The 16,096-nt window shown below is 62.7% G+C and carries 14 protein-coding genes; 12 read left to right on the forward strand and 2 right to left on the reverse strand.

Annotated features, from left to right (window positions below; genetic code table 11):
- Positions 1 to 19: 19 nt before the first annotated feature.
- Entirely contained in the window at positions 20 to 529 is a 510-nt protein-coding gene (locus tag OKW39_RS17705; protein ID WP_026225946.1) for a DUF4149 domain-containing protein, read from the forward strand.
- Positions 530 to 730: 201 nt separating this feature from the next.
- Here OKW39_RS17705 and OKW39_RS17710 read toward each other — a convergent pair whose 3' ends face one another.
- The gene (locus OKW39_RS17710) at positions 731 to 1,258 is read right to left on the reverse strand and encodes a YhbY family RNA-binding protein (RefSeq protein WP_429563129.1); all 528 of its coding nucleotides are present in this window, start codon (positions 1,256 to 1,258) and stop codon (positions 731 to 733) included.
- 197 nt (positions 1,259 to 1,455) lie between these two features.
- On the opposite strand from OKW39_RS17710, the gene OKW39_RS17715 reads away from it, so the two are divergent.
- The 11 genes from OKW39_RS17715 to phoR all read left to right on the forward strand — a co-directional run bounded on the left by OKW39_RS17715 (position 1,456) and on the right by phoR (position 13,803).
- Positions 1,456 to 2,118, forward strand: coding sequence for an RlmE family RNA methyltransferase (locus OKW39_RS17715; RefSeq protein ID WP_184028328.1), 663 nt, complete (start codon positions 1,456 to 1,458; stop codon positions 2,116 to 2,118).
- Between the two features lie 190 nt (positions 2,119 to 2,308).
- Complete coding sequence (ftsH, locus tag OKW39_RS17720; RefSeq protein WP_018421239.1) at positions 2,309 to 4,198, forward strand: ATP-dependent zinc metalloprotease FtsH; 1,890 nt, start codon at positions 2,309 to 2,311, stop codon at positions 4,196 to 4,198.
- 170 nt (positions 4,199 to 4,368) lie between these two features.
- Positions 4,369 to 5,181, forward strand: coding sequence for a dihydropteroate synthase (gene folP / locus OKW39_RS17725; protein WP_187610943.1), 813 nt, complete (start codon positions 4,369 to 4,371; stop codon positions 5,179 to 5,181).
- A gap of 29 nt (positions 5,182 to 5,210) precedes the next feature.
- Positions 5,211 to 6,569, forward strand: a complete 1,359-nt coding sequence (gene glmM, locus OKW39_RS17730; RefSeq protein WP_090801109.1) for a phosphoglucosamine mutase — start codon at positions 5,211 to 5,213, stop codon at positions 6,567 to 6,569.
- Positions 6,570 to 6,991: 422 nt separating this feature from the next.
- Positions 6,992 to 8,023: a phosphate ABC transporter substrate-binding protein PstS gene (pstS, locus tag OKW39_RS17735; RefSeq protein ID WP_090801106.1), complete on the forward strand. Its 1,032-nt coding sequence runs from the start codon at positions 6,992 to 6,994 to the stop codon at positions 8,021 to 8,023.
- 160 nt (positions 8,024 to 8,183) lie between these two features.
- Positions 8,184 to 9,185, forward strand: coding sequence for a phosphate ABC transporter permease PstC (gene pstC / locus OKW39_RS17740; protein ID WP_429335055.1), 1,002 nt, complete (start codon positions 8,184 to 8,186; stop codon positions 9,183 to 9,185).
- Positions 9,182 to 10,078 carry a phosphate ABC transporter permease PstA gene (pstA, locus tag OKW39_RS17745; protein WP_187610850.1) on the forward strand — a complete coding sequence of 299 codons (897 nt, stop codon included), beginning with the start codon at positions 9,182 to 9,184 and terminating at the stop codon, positions 10,076 to 10,078. Before pstC ends, pstA begins: the two co-directional genes overlap by 4 nt.
- Before the next feature lie 16 nt (positions 10,079 to 10,094).
- Complete coding sequence (pstB, locus tag OKW39_RS17750) at positions 10,095 to 10,943, forward strand: phosphate ABC transporter ATP-binding protein PstB (protein WP_090801100.1); 849 nt, start codon at positions 10,095 to 10,097, stop codon at positions 10,941 to 10,943.
- Positions 10,944 to 10,971: 28 nt separating this feature from the next.
- Positions 10,972 to 11,676, forward strand: coding sequence for a phosphate signaling complex protein PhoU (phoU, locus tag OKW39_RS17755; RefSeq protein WP_027198295.1), 705 nt, complete (start codon positions 10,972 to 10,974; stop codon positions 11,674 to 11,676).
- 26 nt (positions 11,677 to 11,702) lie between these two features.
- Complete coding sequence (gene phoB / locus OKW39_RS17760; protein WP_008922879.1) at positions 11,703 to 12,404, forward strand: phosphate regulon transcriptional regulator PhoB; 702 nt, start codon at positions 11,703 to 11,705, stop codon at positions 12,402 to 12,404.
- 85 nt (positions 12,405 to 12,489) lie between these two features.
- Positions 12,490 to 13,803, forward strand: coding sequence for a phosphate regulon sensor histidine kinase PhoR (gene phoR / locus OKW39_RS17765; protein WP_090801098.1), 1,314 nt, complete (start codon positions 12,490 to 12,492; stop codon positions 13,801 to 13,803).
- A 114-nt stretch (positions 13,804 to 13,917) separates the two neighbouring features.
- On the opposite strand, the gene ppk1 is transcribed toward phoR, so the two are convergent.
- Entirely contained in the window at positions 13,918 to 15,981 is a 2,064-nt protein-coding gene (gene ppk1 / locus OKW39_RS17770; protein WP_090801097.1) for a polyphosphate kinase 1, read from the reverse strand.
- Positions 15,982 to 16,096: the final 115 nt, after the last annotated feature.

A 16,096-nucleotide genomic window follows, 5' to 3' on the forward strand; every position in this document is an offset into this window, starting at 1 on the left:
GGTGGCGCCGGTGTCTTTGATGCCGCATCGTTTTTTCCGCCTGTTGACGGTGGTGTGGGTCGGTAGTCTGTTGACTATCGGCTATGCGGTTGCGCCCGTGCTGTTCACGACGCTCGACCGGATGACGGCGGGCGCCGTCGCCGCGCAGCTGTTTCGTATTCAGGGTGTGATTGGCGTCGTGTGCGGCATTTTGCTGCTCGGTCTCGCCAATTTGCTCGTGCGGCGCGGGAGTGGCGCATATCGCCGCTTGCGCTGGCTGCTCGCCGGTATGCTCGTATGCGTGCTGGTTGGCTATTTCGCGTTGCAGCCGTTCATGAACGCGATGCGCGTGGCGGCGCTCGAGGCGGGCAGCGACATCGGGCATTCCGTTTATGCGACGCGCTTCGGCATCCTGCATGGCGTGTCCAGTCTGTTCTACCTGATCGAGAGCCTGCTAGGGGTTGCGCTCGTTTGGCTGCTGCCGGCGCCTGTTGGTGCCGCGGCCGAGGAAGAGGGCGCGCGCGGCGTCACGGGCAAGGTGGCGGGCTGAAGCTCGCGGGTGGCTGATGGTGTGACGGTGCGCGTGCCATGGCCGCCGGGTCGATGCCGATGCCCGCGATGAACCTCACATTGCGACGAATCGTCGCGATTCCGGTGTCCAACTACGGTTCATTCGCGCTGCTTCGGGCCTCGCGCTCAAGGCCGCCAATGCGCAGTGCGGAGTCGGTCCGCACCTTGGGCGCGTGTTCTCTTACTTCGACTGATGCGAACGCTTCGCGCTGGTTTGACGCTTCTTCGCGCGCTTGATGTTGCCGCCCTGCGTCACGCGTTCATTGCCGCGCACCAGCACCGCTTTCGCTCGCGGCTTGCGCATCGGCACGTCGGTCGGCTTGGCGACCTTGACGATGCGGGGTGCGCGTCCCTTGACCGGCCGGGTTTCTTCGGCTGCCGCTTCGCGGGCGCTCGGCAACGCGCCGCGCTTCGCTTTTGCCGCCGGCTGTGCCGATTCTGGCTTCCAGATCACGAGCAGCTTGCCGATATGCTGGATCGGTGCAGCGTTCAGCGCGTCGCAGATTTCTTCGTAGATAGCGATGCGCTCCTCGCGCTCATCGCCGAACACGCGAATTTTGATCAGTTGATGCGCGGCGAGGTGCACCTTGATTTCGGCGAGCACAGCGGCGGTCAAGCCTTCGGCGCCGACGAGCACGACCGGTTTGAGCGCATGTGCCTGGGAGCGCAACTCGGCGCGTTGGTCGGAAGAGACTTTGAGGGCTGGCATGGAAAGTGGAAGACTCGACTAAAATGGCGGCTCCTGCGTTTTCGTCCGATCGCCGAGCGATTCGGGCGACTCGATTCAGCAGGGCGCGCGTCAGAACAACAGAATCGCGGATCGCCGCCAGTCTGGCGGGGGCCGCGCGAATTAACCGCGTATTATCCCCTAAAGCGCGACCCGACGCAGCAATAGTTAAATCTTTAATGGCAAAAAACAAGTTCAATACCGCGTGGCTGCACGACCACATCAACGATCCGTACGTCAAAATGGCGCAGCGGGAAGGTTATCGCGCCCGCGCGGCCTACAAACTCAAGGAAATCGACGAGCAGGACAAGCTGATCCGTCCCGGGCAGGTGATCGTCGATCTCGGTTCCTCGCCGGGCAGCTGGAGCCAGTACGTGCGCAACAAGCTCGCGGGCGGCTCGCAACGCAACGCGGAGCGCGAAGGTGGCATCGACGGCACGATCATCGCTTTGGACATTCTGCCAATGGAGCCGGTGGCCGACGTGCACTTTATCCAGGGCGATTTCCGCGAAGACTCGGTGCTGGTCCAGCTCGAAGAATTGGTCGGTGCGCGCCAGGTAGACCTTGTAATTTCGGATATGGCGCCCAACCTGTCGGGCGTGGCGATCGCGGATGCGGCGCGGATCGAGCATTTATGCGATCTCGCGCTCGAATTCGCGCAAAATCACCTGAAGCCGGATGGTGCCCTTTTAGTCAAATGCTTTCACGGCAGCGGATATAGTCAGATTGTCGAAAAGTTCAAACGCCAATTCAAGGTGGTGGCGGCCCGCAAGCCGAAGGCGTCGCGGGATAAATCGTCAGAAACATTTATTTTGGGTAAGCATCTGAAGCGTCCCGCATAGGGATGCGGCGAGCCGGTTCCATCTCTGCCAATAATGAGCCCGATGCGTCCGGAGACGGGCGTCAAGCCGGCCCGCTACCCTATTTCCGTGGTAGTGAAACCTTATGGCAGGGGTCTGCGGACTGGATTAGAATGCTTTCGTGGTGCCGCAAGGCAAATGTAGGCGCCCGTCTAAGTGAAGGAGTGGTGCTTTGAACAACAATATGTTTTCGAAAGCAGCAGTGTGGCTGGTGATCGCACTGGTGCTGTTTACGGTGTTCAAGCAGTTCGACAAGCCCCGTGTCCAGGAAGGCGTTTCCTATTCGCAGTTCATGGACGACGCGAAGAACGGCAAAGTCAAGAACGTCATTGTCCAGGGGCGGAACCTCACGGTCACTCCAGCAGACGGCCAGAAGTACCAGATCGTGTCGCCCGGCGACATCTGGATGGTCGGCGATCTGATGAAGTATGGCGTACAGGTGAGCGGCAAGGCTGACGACGAACCCAATGCACTGATGTCCGTGCTGTATTACCTCGGGCCGACGATCCTGATCATCGGTTTCTGGTTTTACATGATGCGACAGATGCAGGGGGGCGGCAAAGGCGGAGCGTTCTCGTTTGGCAAGTCGCGCGCGCGGCTGATCGACGAGAACAACAACGCAATCAATTTCACCGACGTCGCCGGTTGCGACGAAGCCAAGGAAGAAGTGTCGGAACTCGTCGACTTCCTGCGCGATCCGCAGAAATTCCAGAAGCTCGGTGGTCGTATTCCGCGCGGCGTGCTGCTCGTTGGCCCGCCGGGAACCGGTAAGACGCTGCTCGCGCGCGCCATCGCCGGCGAGGCGAAGGTGCCGTTCTTCAGCATTTCAGGTTCAGATTTCGTGGAAATGTTCGTCGGCGTCGGCGCGGCTCGCGTGCGCGACATGTTCGAGCAGGCCAAGAAGCACGCGCCGTGTATCGTGTTCATCGACGAAATCGACGCGGTCGGCCGTCATCGAGGCGCCGGCATGGGCGGCGGTAACGACGAGCGCGAACAGACGCTGAACCAGATGCTCGTCGAAATGGACGGCTTCGAGGCGAACTCGGGCGTCATCGTGATCGCCGCGACGAACCGTTCGGATGTGCTCGACAAGGCGCTGTTGCGTCCGGGCCGTTTCGACCGTCAGGTGTACGTGGGTCTGCCCGATATTCGCGGCCGCGAGCACATCATGAAGGTGCACCTGCGCAAGGTGCCGATCTCGAACGACGTCGATGCGGCAGTGATCGCGCGCGGCACGCCGGGTTTCTCGGGCGCAGATCTCGCAAACCTCGTCAACGAAGCAGCACTGTTCGCGGCGCGCCGCGGCAAGCGCATCGTCGAAATGACGGACTTCGAGGACGCGAAGGACAAGATCTTCATGGGTCCAGAGCGCAAGTCGGCTGTGATCCGCGAAGAATCGAAGCGTGCTACCGCGTATCACGAATCGGGTCATGCGGTGATCGCGAAGCTGTTGCCGAAGGCCGATCCGGTGCACAAGGTCACGATCATTCCGCGCGGCCGTGCGCTGGGCGTCACATGGCAGTTGCCGGAGCATGACAACGAAACGTACTCGAAGGAATATCTGCTCGACCGTCTTGCCATCCTGTTCGGTGGCCGCGTCGCGGAAGAGCTGTTCCTGAACCTGATCAGCACCGGTGCGTCGGACGACTTCAACAAGGCGACGCAGACGGCTCGCGCAATGGTTGCCCGCTTCGGCATGACGGATGCGCTCGGACCGATGGTCTATGTCGACGACGAGAACGACGCTTCGCCGTTCGGCCGAGGCTTCACGCGGACCATTTCGGAAGCGACGCAGCAGAAGGTCGACGCGGAGATCCGTCATGTGCTGGACGAGCAGTACAATCTCGCACGGCGCCTGCTCGAAGAGAACCGCGACAAGGTCGAAGCGATGACCGCCGCACTGATGGAGTGGGAGACGATCGACGCCGATCAGATCAACGACATCATGGCAGGCCGTCCGCCGCGTTCGCCGAAGAGCTCGCCGCCGTCGGCGAGCGACGCCTCGTCGGGCGGCAGCCCGGGCACCGAAGTCAAGCCGGGCAGCGCAACCGCGCCGGCCTGATCGGCAGCCAGTAGAAAGGGCGGGCCGGTGTGCTACACACCGGCCCGTTTTGCATTTGTCCGTTCCAAGTGAAGCATTGCTACGTGTCGAAAGTCGATTCCTCTTCCGCACCCCTTCCAGAGCCGCTGCAGTGTGGCCGCTTCAAGCTGACGTTCGAACGCCCGTTGGTCATGGGCATCCTGAACGTCACTCCCGATTCCTTTTCCGATGGCGGCAAGTTCGCGACGCGCGGCGATGCGCTGCGCCAGGCCGAGCGCATGATGCTGGAGGGCGCGGACATCATCGATATCGGCGGGGAATCGACGCGTCCTGGCGCGCCGCCGGTGCCGCTCGACGAAGAGCTGGAGCGCGTGTTGCCGCTCGTCGAGCAACTGCGTGGCGCGAACGTGCCATTGTCGGTTGATACGTACAAGCCGGAAGTGATGCGTCATGCGTTGAATGCGGGCGCCGACCTGATCAACGACATCTGGGGCTTCCGCATGCCCGGCGCGATCGACGCGGTGCGCGACAGCGACTGCGGCCTTTGTGTCATGCATATGCTAGGTGAGCCGCAGACCATGCAGGTGGGCGAGCCGCACTATGACGACGTCGTCGGCGAAGTGCGCCACTTCCTCGAGGAGCGTGTCGCGACGTTGCAGCAGGCGGGGATTGCGCGCGAGCGTATCAGCGTCGATCCGGGTTTCGGCTTCGGCAAGGTCGTCGTCGAGCATAACTACGCGCTGCTCGCGCATCTGCGCGACACGGCCCCGCGCGCCGCTTCGCCGTATCCGATTCTTGCGGGCATGTCGCGCAAGTCGATGGTTGGCGCGGTGACGGGGCGGCCGGCGCCGGAGCGCGTGGCCGGCAGCATCGCCGCGGCGGTGTGCGCGGCCGAACGGGGCGCCGCGATTCTGCGCGTACACGACGTCGCGCAAACAGTCGATGCATTGAAAGTATGGGCAACCCTGCGCGACGCGGACAAGCAGAGCCGCGCGCACGGTTGAACCCGCAGCCATAGACAGGGAGAACAAACATGGCACGTCGTTACTTCGGAACGGACGGCATTCGGGGCAAGGTCGGCGAAGGCCCGATCACGCCGGAATTCGTGTTGCGGCTCGGCTATGCGGCCGGCAAGGTGCTCGCGGGCGCCGATCAATGGGCGAAAACAGGCACCCGTCCGACCGTGCTGATCGGCAAGGACACGCGGGTGTCGGGCTACATGCTCGAAGCCGCGCTCGAATCGGGCTTCTCGGCGGCCGGCGTCGACGTGATGCTGGCCGGCCCGATGCCGACACCCGGCATCGCCTATCTGACGCGCGCACTGCGGCTTGCCGCGGGTGTCGTGATCAGCGCATCGCACAACCCGTACTACGACAACGGCATCAAGTTCTTCTCGGCCGACGGCAACAAGCTGCCGGACGACGTCGAGGCGCAGATCGAGGAGCAGCTCGAACTGCCGCTCGCGTGCGCGGCCTCCGAGCAACTGGGCAAAGCGCGCCGTCTCGATGACGCAGGTGGCCGCTACATCGAGTTCTGCAAGAGCACGTTCCCGGCCGCGTACGACCTGCGCGGCATGAAGCTCGTCGTCGATTGCGCGCATGGCGCCGCGTACGACGTCGCGCCGCACGTGTTCCATGAGCTCGGCGCGGAAGTGATCCCGATCGGCGTCTCGCCGAACGGCTTCAATATCAACGACGGCGTCGGCGCGACCGCGCCGGATGCGCTGGTTCGCGCGGTGCGCGCAAACCACGCGGACCTCGGTATCGCGCTCGATGGCGACGCCGACCGTCTGCAGGTCGTCGACGAGTCCGGCCGCCTTTTCAACGGCGACGAGTTGTTGTACGTGCTGGTCAAGGACCGTATCGCGACCGCCGGCCACGTGGAAGGAGCGGTCGGCACGCTGATGACCAACATGGCCGTGGAGGTCGCGCTGCAGAATGCCGGCGTCAAGTTCGTGCGCGCCGCGGTCGGCGACCGCTATGTGCTCGAACAGCTTCGCGAGCACGGCTGGCAGCTCGGCGCCGAAGGTTCGGGCCACATCCTGTCACTCGATCGCCATTCGACCGGTGACGGCATCGTGTCCGCTCTGCTCGTGCTGGCGGCAATGCAGCGCAGCGCCAAATCGCTCACGGATCTGCTCGACGGTGTCACCCTGTTTCCGCAGAAGCTGATCAACGTGCGCATGAAGCCCGGCTCGGACTGGAAGGGCAGCGAGACGATCCGCAGTGCGATCAAGGTGGCCGAAGGCGCGCTCGACGGCCGCGGCCGCGTGCTGATCCGCGCGTCGGGCACCGAGCCGGTACTGCGCGTGATGGTGGAGGCGCAGAACGTCGCGGACGCGCTCGAGCATTCTGAAGCGATTGCCAAAGCCGTGCGGGTAGCGACGGCCTGATCGATTCCCGAGTCGACGGCGGGCGGTGGCGACCGCTTGCCGCCTGCCTGAGCGTCGCAGGCAGAAGATTCAGCGGGCTCCATAAACTGGGCGGCCGGGCTTTCACACCCAACGAAGGCTCATTCCTCACCCCATCGAATCCCCACTCCGCAGCCGCCAAAAGGACGGCACATCCCGCACAAAAACGACCTCCGCGCGCAACGCAAACGTTCGCGCCCCATCTTTTTTTGTCTACCTCGAAAAATGCGATGCAACGGGCATCGGCGGAGCGGCAATTTGGCGGCTTCGGCACCTTTCAAGGGGTAATATTACTGTCACATCTGATTCATTATCAGTCACGTTTTTGTCATAAAGAGACCCTAAGCTTCGCGGTGTTCGAGTTTCACGCTCACACCACACGCTCACACCCCCTTGGAGGTCTCATGAAATTGATGCAAACCGTGTTCGCTGGCGTCGCTGGCGCGCTCTTCGCAATCGCAGCGCAAGCCGCAGACATCACCGGCGCGGGCAGCACGTTCGCGGCACCGATTTACACGAAGTGGGCCGACGCTTATCAGAAGACCGGCGGTGGCAAGGTTAACTACCAAGGCATCGGTTCGTCGGGCGGCATCAAGCAGATCGAGGCGAAGACCGTCGATTTCGCAGGCTCGGACGCTCCGCTGAAGGACGACGAACTCGCGAAGGCAGGCCTCTTCCAGTTCCCGACGGTGGTCGGCGGCGTGGTGCCGGCAGTCAACGTGCCGGGCGTCAAGCCGGGCGAACTGGTGCTGTCGGGTGAAGTGCTCGGCGACATCTACTTGGGCAAGATCAAGAAGTGGAACGACCCGGCAATCGTCGCGCTGAACCCGAAGGTCAAGCTGCCGGATCTGGACATCGCCGTGGTGCGTCGCGCCGACGGTTCGGGCACCAGCTTCATCTGGACGAACTACCTGTCGAAGGTCAACCCGGAATGGAAGACGAAGGTCGGTGAAGGTGCGACGGTCAACTGGCCGACCGGCACGGGCGGCAAGGGCAACGACGGCGTCGCGGCTTTCGTGCAGCGTCTGCCGGGCGCGATCGGTTACGTCGAATGGGCGTACGCCAAGCAGAACCACATGAACTACGTCGCGATGAAGAACGAATCCGGCGCGGTGGTTCAGCCGGAGACCGACACGTTCAAGGCAGCGGCGGCCGGCGCCGACTGGTCGAAGTCGTTCTATCAGATCCTGACGAACGAGCCGGGCAAGAACGCATGGCCGATCGTCGGCGCGACGTTCGTGCTGCTGCATACGACGCAGGACAAGGCACCGCAAGGCGCGGAAACGCTGAAGTTCTTCGACTGGGCGTTCAAGAACGGCGGCCAGGCTGCGAACGATCTGGACTACATCTCGCTGCCGCAGTCGGTCGTCTCGGAAATCCGCACGCAGTGGAAGCAGAAGATCAAGGATTCGGCAGGCAAGACGCTCGACGAGTAACAGGCGTAAGCTGGCGCGGTCGATCTGGGCCGCGCCCTGTAGCACCCCGGCCGTCCTCGTGCGAGGACGGCCTGTGACTTTCACGCGGCATGCGCCGCATGCATCACCGACCGCCCGACATGTGTCGTCCGGCAACTGGAAACAGGTCCCTCAGGCTCTCATGTCCGATATTCATTTAGGGTCCGGCACGGGCCGGGCCACTCCGCCTGGCAGCGCGTCGCAGCAGAAAGCGCCTGGCCGCTCGGGCGATGTGATCTTCGGCGGCCTCGCACGCCTTTCCGCCATCGTCACGCTGCTGCTGCTCGGCGGCATCATCGTGTCGCTGATCGTCGCCTCGATGCCGTCGATTCGCGAGTTCGGTCTCGCGTTCCTGTGGACGGCGGTGTGGGATCCACCCAGCAAGCAATTTGGCGCGCTCGTTCCGATCTACGGCACCCTCGCGACGTCGATCATCGCTCTGCTCATCGCGGTGCCCGTCAGCTTCGGTATCGCGCTATTTCTGACCGAACTGTCGCCCGCGTGGCTGCGCCGGCCGCTCGGCATCGCGATCGAGCTGCTCGCCGCGATTCCGTCGATCGTGTACGGCATGTGGGGTCTGCTCGTGTTCGCGCCGATCTTCGCGGTGTGGTTCCAGAAGCCGCTAGGCGCGGTGCTCGGCGGCATTCCGATCGTCGGCGCGCTGTTCGCCGGTCCGCCGATCGGCATCGGCATTCTGTGCGCGGGCGTGATCCTTGCGATCATGATCATCCCGTACATCGCGGCGGTGATGCGCGACGTGTTCGAAGTCACGCCGGTGCTGCTGAAGGAATCGGCGTACGGTATCGGCTGCACGACGTGGGAAGTGATGTGGAAGATCGTGCTGCCGTTCACCAAGAGCGGTGTGATCGGCGGCATCATGCTCGGCCTCGGCCGCGCGCTGGGTGAGACGATGGCGGTCACGTTCGTAATCGGCAACACCAACCTGCTCGACAATATTTCGCTGTTTTCGCCGGGCAACAGCATCACGTCGGCGCTCGCCAACGAGTTCGCGGAAGCGGAGCCGGGCCTGCATACGTCGGCGCTGATGGAGCTCGGCCTGATCCTGTTCGTGATTACATTCATCGTGCTGGCGATTTCGAAAATCATGCTGCTACGTCTCGAGAAAGGGGAGGGCGCGAAATGAGCGGGCCGTCCCTGAACATGCCGGGTCTGAAGGACGCCGCGACGCTCGAAACGATGCGCGTGCGTCTGCAAGGGCGCCGTCGCATGACCAACGCGCTTGCGCTGACGCTGTCGCTCGCGGCAATGGCGTTCGGCCTGCTGTGGCTCGTGTGGATTCTCTATACGACGCTGCGTCTCGGTATCGGTGGTCTGTCGATCGAGCTGTTCACGCAGTCGACGCCGCCGCCGAACACCGATGGCGGCGGTCTCGCCAACGCGATCGTCGGCAGCCTGTTGCTGGTCGGGCTCGCGACCTTCGTCGGCACGCCGATCGGCATCATGGCGGGCGTCTATCTCGCCGAATACGGCCAGAAAGGCTGGCTCGCGAACCTCACGCGCTTCATCAACGACATCCTGCTGTCGGCGCCGTCGATCGTCATCGGTCTGTTCGTCTACGCGCTCGTCGTCGTGAAGATGGGCCACTTCAGCGGGTGGGCCGGCGTGCTCTCGCTGGCGCTGCTGCAGATTCCGATCGTGATTCGCACGACCGAAAACATGCTGAAGCTCGTGCCGAATGCGATGCGTGAAGCCGCGTTCGCGCTCGGCACGCCGAAGTGGAAGATGGTGCTGTCGATCACGCTGAAGGCGTCGATCGCGGGCATCGTCACCGGTGTGCTGCTCGGTGTCGCGCGAATTGCCGGCGAAACCGCACCGCTGCTCTTCACCGCTTTGTCGAACCAGTTCTTCTCGGTCGATATGGGTCAGCCGGTCGCGAACCTGCCGGTCACGATCTACAAGTTTGCGATGAGCCCGTTCGCGCAGTGGCAATCGCTCGCGTGGGCCGGCGTCTTTCTGATCACGCTCGCGGTGCTGGGACTGAACGTCCTCGCGCGCACGATCTTCTCGAACAAGTAAGGGCGGAGTGAATCCGATGAACGTAGCAGAAACCCAACTCAATCCGATCGGGCACGCAGCCGCGCCCGCGGGCTCCGACCCCGAACACAGCGCTCACGCGCAAACGCCGTCGCGTCCGAAGATCGAGGTCAAGGACCTCAACTTCTTCTACGGCAAGTATCATGCGCTGAAGAACGTCAATCTGCAGATTCCCGAAGGCAAGGTGACCGCGTTCATCGGCCCGTCGGGCTGCGGCAAGTCCACGCTGCTGCGTACCTTCAACAAGATGTACGCGCTCTATCCGGAGCAGCGCGCGGAAGGCGAGATCGTGATGGACGGCGAAAACCTGCTGACCATGCGCCAGGACATTTCGCTGCTGCGCGCGCGCATCGGCATGGTGTTCCAGAAGCCGACGCCGTTCCCGATGTCGATCTACGACAACATCGCTTTCGGCGTGAAGATGTTCGAGAAGCTGTCACGCTCGGAAATGGACGACCGCGTCGAATGGGCGCTGACCAAGGCGGCGCTGTGGAACGAAGTGAAGGACAAGCTCGGCCAGAGCGGCTACGGTTTGTCGGGCGGCCAGCAGCAGCGTCTGTGCATCGCGCGCGGTATTGCAATTCGCCCCGAAGTGCTGCTGCTCGACGAGCCCTGCTCGGCGCTCGACCCGATTTCGACGGGCCGTATCGAAGAGCTGATCGCTGAACTCAAGAGCGACTACACGGTGGTGATCGTCACGCACAACATGCAGCAGGCGGCCCGCTGTTCGGACTACACTGCCTATATGTACCTCGGCGAACTGATCGAATTCGGCGACACCGAAAAGATCTTCATCAAGCCGGTCCGCAAGGAAACCGAGGACTACATCACTGGCCGCTTCGGCTAATCCGCCGGGCAATACAACGGAGTACGACATGTCCGATAAACATCTGTCCAGCCAGTTCGACGCAGACCTCAACCTCGTTTCGTCGAAGGTGCTCGAAATGGGCGGCCTCGTCGAATCGCAGATCGTCAACGCGATGCAGGCGCTCAACGAATTCGACCTCGACATCGCCGAGCAGGTGATCGTCGCCGAAGACCGTCTGAACAAGATGGAAGTCGAGATCGACGAAGAGTGCAGCAACATCATCGCGCGCCGTCAGCCGGCCGCGCGCGATCTGCGCTTGCTGATCGCGATCTCGAAGACCATCACGAACCTCGAGCGCGCCGGCGACGAAGCCGAAAAGATCGCGAAGCGCACCAAGCGTCTGATGGAAGACGGCGCATCGCGCACCATCAACATCGCCGAGATCAAGCTGTCGGGCGAAATGGCCGTGTCGATCCTGCGCCGTGCGCTGGACGCGTTCGCGCGTCTGGACACGGTCGCCGCCGCGCAGATCGTGCGCGACGACAAGGCGATCGACGAGGAATTCCGCGCGTTCGTGCGCAAGCTGATTTCGTATATGACCGAAGATCCGCGTTCGATCTCGGTGGGCCTCGACTTCCTGTTCATCGCCAAGGCAATCGAGCGGATCGGCGACCACGCGAAGAACATCGCGGAATTCATCATCTACATCGTCAAGGGTACCGACGTGCGGCACCAGTCGCGCGACGCGCTCGAACGCGAAGCGCTCAGCTAATCCAGAGATAAGGAACAGAGGTGCCGATGCCCAGCAGCATTCTCGTCATTGAAGATGAGCCCGCCATTTCCGAACTGATTTCGGTCAATCTTCAACACGCCGGGCACTGCCCGATTCGCGCGTACAACGCGGAGCAGGCGCACAACCTGATCAGCGACGTACTGCCCGATCTCGTGCTGCTCGACTGGATGTTGCCGGGTAAATCGGGTATTTCGTTCGCGCGCGATCTGCGCAACAACGAGCGTACGAAGCATATCCCGATCATCATGCTGACCGCGCGAGGCGACGAGCAGGACAAGGTGCTCGGACTCGAGATCGGCGCCGACGACTACGTGACGAAGCCGTTCTCGCCGAAGGAACTGATGGCGCGCATCAAGGCGGTGCTGCGCCGCCGCGCGCCGCAGCTGACCGAAGACGTGGTCGCAATCAACGGCCTGAAGCTCGATCCGGCCACGCACCGCGTCGCCGCGCATGCGGAAGGCAGCGAGATCAAGCTCGATCTCGGCCCGACCGAATTCCGTCTGCTGCACTTCTTCATGACTCACCCGGAGCGCGTGCACAGCCGCACGCAACTGCTCGATCAGGTGTGGGGCGATCACGTGTTCGTCGAAGAGCGGACCGTCGACGTGCATATCAAGCGTCTGCGCGCGGCACTCAAGCCGGCCGGGTGCGATGCTATGATTGAAACGGTACGCGGCAGCGGTTACCGGCTGGCGAAGAGCGCCTGATAGCCGTCGGCGGCGCGCTGCATCGCATGGCGCTGTGCCGCCGTACCTCCCTCCTGCGCTGTATTTTGTCTTCGATCGCTAGACCATGAACATCATCTGGGCGCGCTCCATCGTGTCGGTCGTGCTGCTTGCTGTTCTGTGCGCGGTGGTCGGCGCACTGCTGAACGTCAAGGCAGGGCTCGCTCTCGCCATCGTCCTGCTGCTCGTACAGAGTGTCTTCAGTACCTTCCACAAGCAGCGTCTGTGGCGTCTGCTCGACGCGCCGGTGTACGGCGAAGTGCCGAGCGCCCCCGGCATCTGGGGCGAAATCTACTACCGTCTGCACAAGCTCGCGAAGCGCTGGCATGCCCAGGTGCGCCAGGTCGAGCAGCAGCATTCGCGTTTCATCCAGGCGATCCAGGCGTCGCCTAACGGCGTCGCGATGCTCGACGATCATGATCAGATCGAGTGGTGCAACGCGATTTCCGAAAGCCACTTTGGGCTCGATGCGAAGCGCGATCTGCGTCAGCACATCACGCATCTGGTGCGTCATCCGGATTTCGTGCGCTATCTGAATTCGCATCGGTACGAGGAAATGCTGATCATGCGCGGCATGGGCGACAAGCGCCAGAACGTGCTGTCGGTGCAGGTGTTTCCTTACGGCGACAATCGCAAGCTCGTGCTGTCGCAGGACATCACCGAGCTCGAGCGCACCGATGCGATGCGGCGTGACTTCGTCGCCAACGTGTCGCACGAATTGAAAACGCCGCTCACGGTGTTGTCCGGCTTTCTCGAGACGATGCGCGAGCTGCCGTTGGGCGAAGCCGAGCGCGCGCGTTATCTCGAGCTGATGGAGCAGCAGGCGTCGCGCATGCGTCATATCGTCAGCGATCTGCTCGTGCTCGCGACGCTCGAAGGCGACAACAAGCCGCCGAGCGATCAGATGATCGACATGCGCGCGGTGTTGCGGCATCTGCATGACGACGCGCAGAGCCTGTCCAGCGATCATCACAAGATCGTCTTCGATGCCGACGAAGCGCTGACCGTCACCGGCGTCGAAACCGAGATTCTCAGCGCATTCGGCAATCTGGTGACGAACGCGATCCGCTACACGCCGGACGGCGGCTCGATCAAGGTCAACTGGCGTGCGCAGGGTGGCCATGCGGTGTTCTCGGTCACCGATAGCGGCTTCGGCATTCCGGCCGCCGATATCCCGCGGCTCACCGAGCGCTTCTATCGCGTCGATCGCAGCCGTTCGCGCGACACGGGCGGCACCGGGCTCGGTCTCGCGATCGTCAAGCACGTACTGCAACGGCACGATGCGCAACTCGACGTGAAGAGCGAAGAAGGGCGCGGCAGCACGTTCACGGTGCGCTTTCCGGTGTATCGGACGGCGCGCTGTCAAACCGCACAGGTTTGAACGCGGCAGTCGTACGACTGGTCGACGCATAAAAAAACCGCCTGAAAAAGGCGGTTTTTTTATGCGCGCGTTTCGGGTGCCCGCCATCGCGGCGAGCACCCGAAACGCGGGCGACTACGAACAGAACTTGCCGAGCAGACTCATCTGAGCATTGCGCGACGCCTTGCCCGGCCGGCGCCGGCGGTAGTGACCGTCGCTCTGCATCAACCAGGCCGACTGGTTGTCGCCGAGAAACGCCGACAGCCCTTCCGCGATCACGCGCCGCTTCAGTCGCCGGTTGTTGACCGGGAATGCGACTTCGACGCGCCGGAACAGATTGCGATCCATCCAGTCGGCGCTCGACAGATAGACCTGTTCCTTGCCGCCGTCGTAGAAGTAGTAGATGCGATGGTGTTCGAGAAAGCGCCCGACGATCGAGCGCACCGTGATGTTCTCGGAGAGCCCTTGCACGCCCGGCTGCAGCGAGCACACGCCGCGCACGATCAGATCGATCTTCACGCCGGCCTGCGATGCTTCGTACAGCTCGGCGATCACCGTCGGCTCGAGCAGCGCGTTCATCTTCGCGACGATGCGCGCCTTCTTGCCCGCGCGCGCATGCTCGGCTTCCTTGCGGATCGCGTCGACGAGCTTCGGATGCAGCGTGAACGGCGACTGCCACAGCTCGTGCAGCTTCAGCTCGCCGCCGATGCCGGTGAGCTGCTGGAACACATGGTGCACGTCCTCGCAGATCTTCTGATCGGCGGTCATCAGACCGAAATCGGTATAGAGGCGCGCGGTGCGCGGGTGATAGTTGCCCGTGCCGAGGTGCACGTAGCGCTTCAGGCTCGCCTTGCCGCCCGCCGACACGCGTCGCACGATCAGCATCATCTTCGCGTGGCACTTGTGGCCGACTACGCCGTAGACCACGTGCGCGCCGACCGCTTCGAGCTGCGAGGCCCAGTTGATGTTGGTCTCCTCGTCGAAGCGCGCGAGCAGCTCGACGACCACCGTGACTTCCTTGCCGTTGCGCGCGGCCTGCATCAACGCATCCATCAGCGGCGAGTCGGTGCCGGTCCGATAGATGGTCTGCTTGATCGCGACCACGTTCGGGTCCTTGGCCGCCTGCAACAGCAGCTCGAGCACCGGCTGGAAGCTCTCGTACGGATGATGCAGCAGCACGTCGCCCTGATCGATCACGTCGAACATGCTCGCGCTGTTGGCGATCTGCCTCGGCGTCGACGGAATGTGCGGCACGAACTTCAGATCCGGCCGGTCGACCATCTCGGGCAGCTGCATCAGCCGCACCAGATTGACGGGGCCGTTCACGTAGTAGCAGTCCTTGTTCGACAGACCGCTTTCGTCGAGCAGGCGCCGCACCACATGCGTGGGCGTTTCCGCCGACACTTCGAGCCGCACCGCATTGCCCAGATGCCGCGCCGGCAGTTCGCCCTGCAACGCGACGCGCAGATTGGTGATTTCGTCTTCGTCGACGAACAGCTCGCTGTTGCGCGTGATGCGAAACTGATTGCAGCTGCGCACGAAGAGATTCGGAAACAGCTCGCCGACAAAGTGTTGGAGCAGCGAGCTCAGCAGCACGAAGCCATGCGGATAACCCGACAGCTCCTGCGGCATGCGCACGAGTCGCGGCAGCGCGCGCGGCGCCTGCACGATGCCCATCATCGCCTGACGGCCGAACGCGTCCTTGCCCTCGAGCTCGACGACGAAGTTCAGGCTCTTGTTCAGCACGCGCGGAAACGGATGCGCGGGGTCGAGACCGATCGGCGTGAGCACCGGCAGCAGTTCGTTGAAGAAGTAGTTGCGCGCCCATTCGGTCTGCGCGTCGCTCCAGGCTTCGTTGCCGTGGAAATAGATGCCTTCCTGTTCGAGCGCGGTGAGCACCGTGTCGTGCAGCATCGTGTACTGGCGATGCACGAGCTTCTGCGCACGTTCGACCACGAGGTCGTACATGTGAAGCAGCGACATGCCGTCGGGCGACAATGCGCCGGGGTTGTCGCCCATCTGTTCCTGAAGCCCGGCCATGCGGACTTCGAAGAATTCGTCGAGGTTGCTACTGGTGATGCAGATAAAGCGGAGACGTTCGAGCAAGGGGACGGCGGGATCGGCGGCTTGCGCCAACACACGCTCGTTGAAACCCAGAATGCCCAGCTCGCGATTCAATAGGGGATAGCGGACGGACATCGGCGGCGAGATTGGAATGTCTGAAATGGAGACGGAAAGACGCTCGGAAATTCTCACGGTTTGATGACGTCCTGATGACATCGGCGATGTTTTTAACATTTTATGCCGCAATCGT

This window comes from Paraburkholderia sp. MM6662-R1 (assembly GCF_050436245.1).
GTDB classification, from domain to species: Bacteria; Pseudomonadota; Gammaproteobacteria; order Burkholderiales; family Burkholderiaceae; genus Paraburkholderia; species Paraburkholderia tuberum.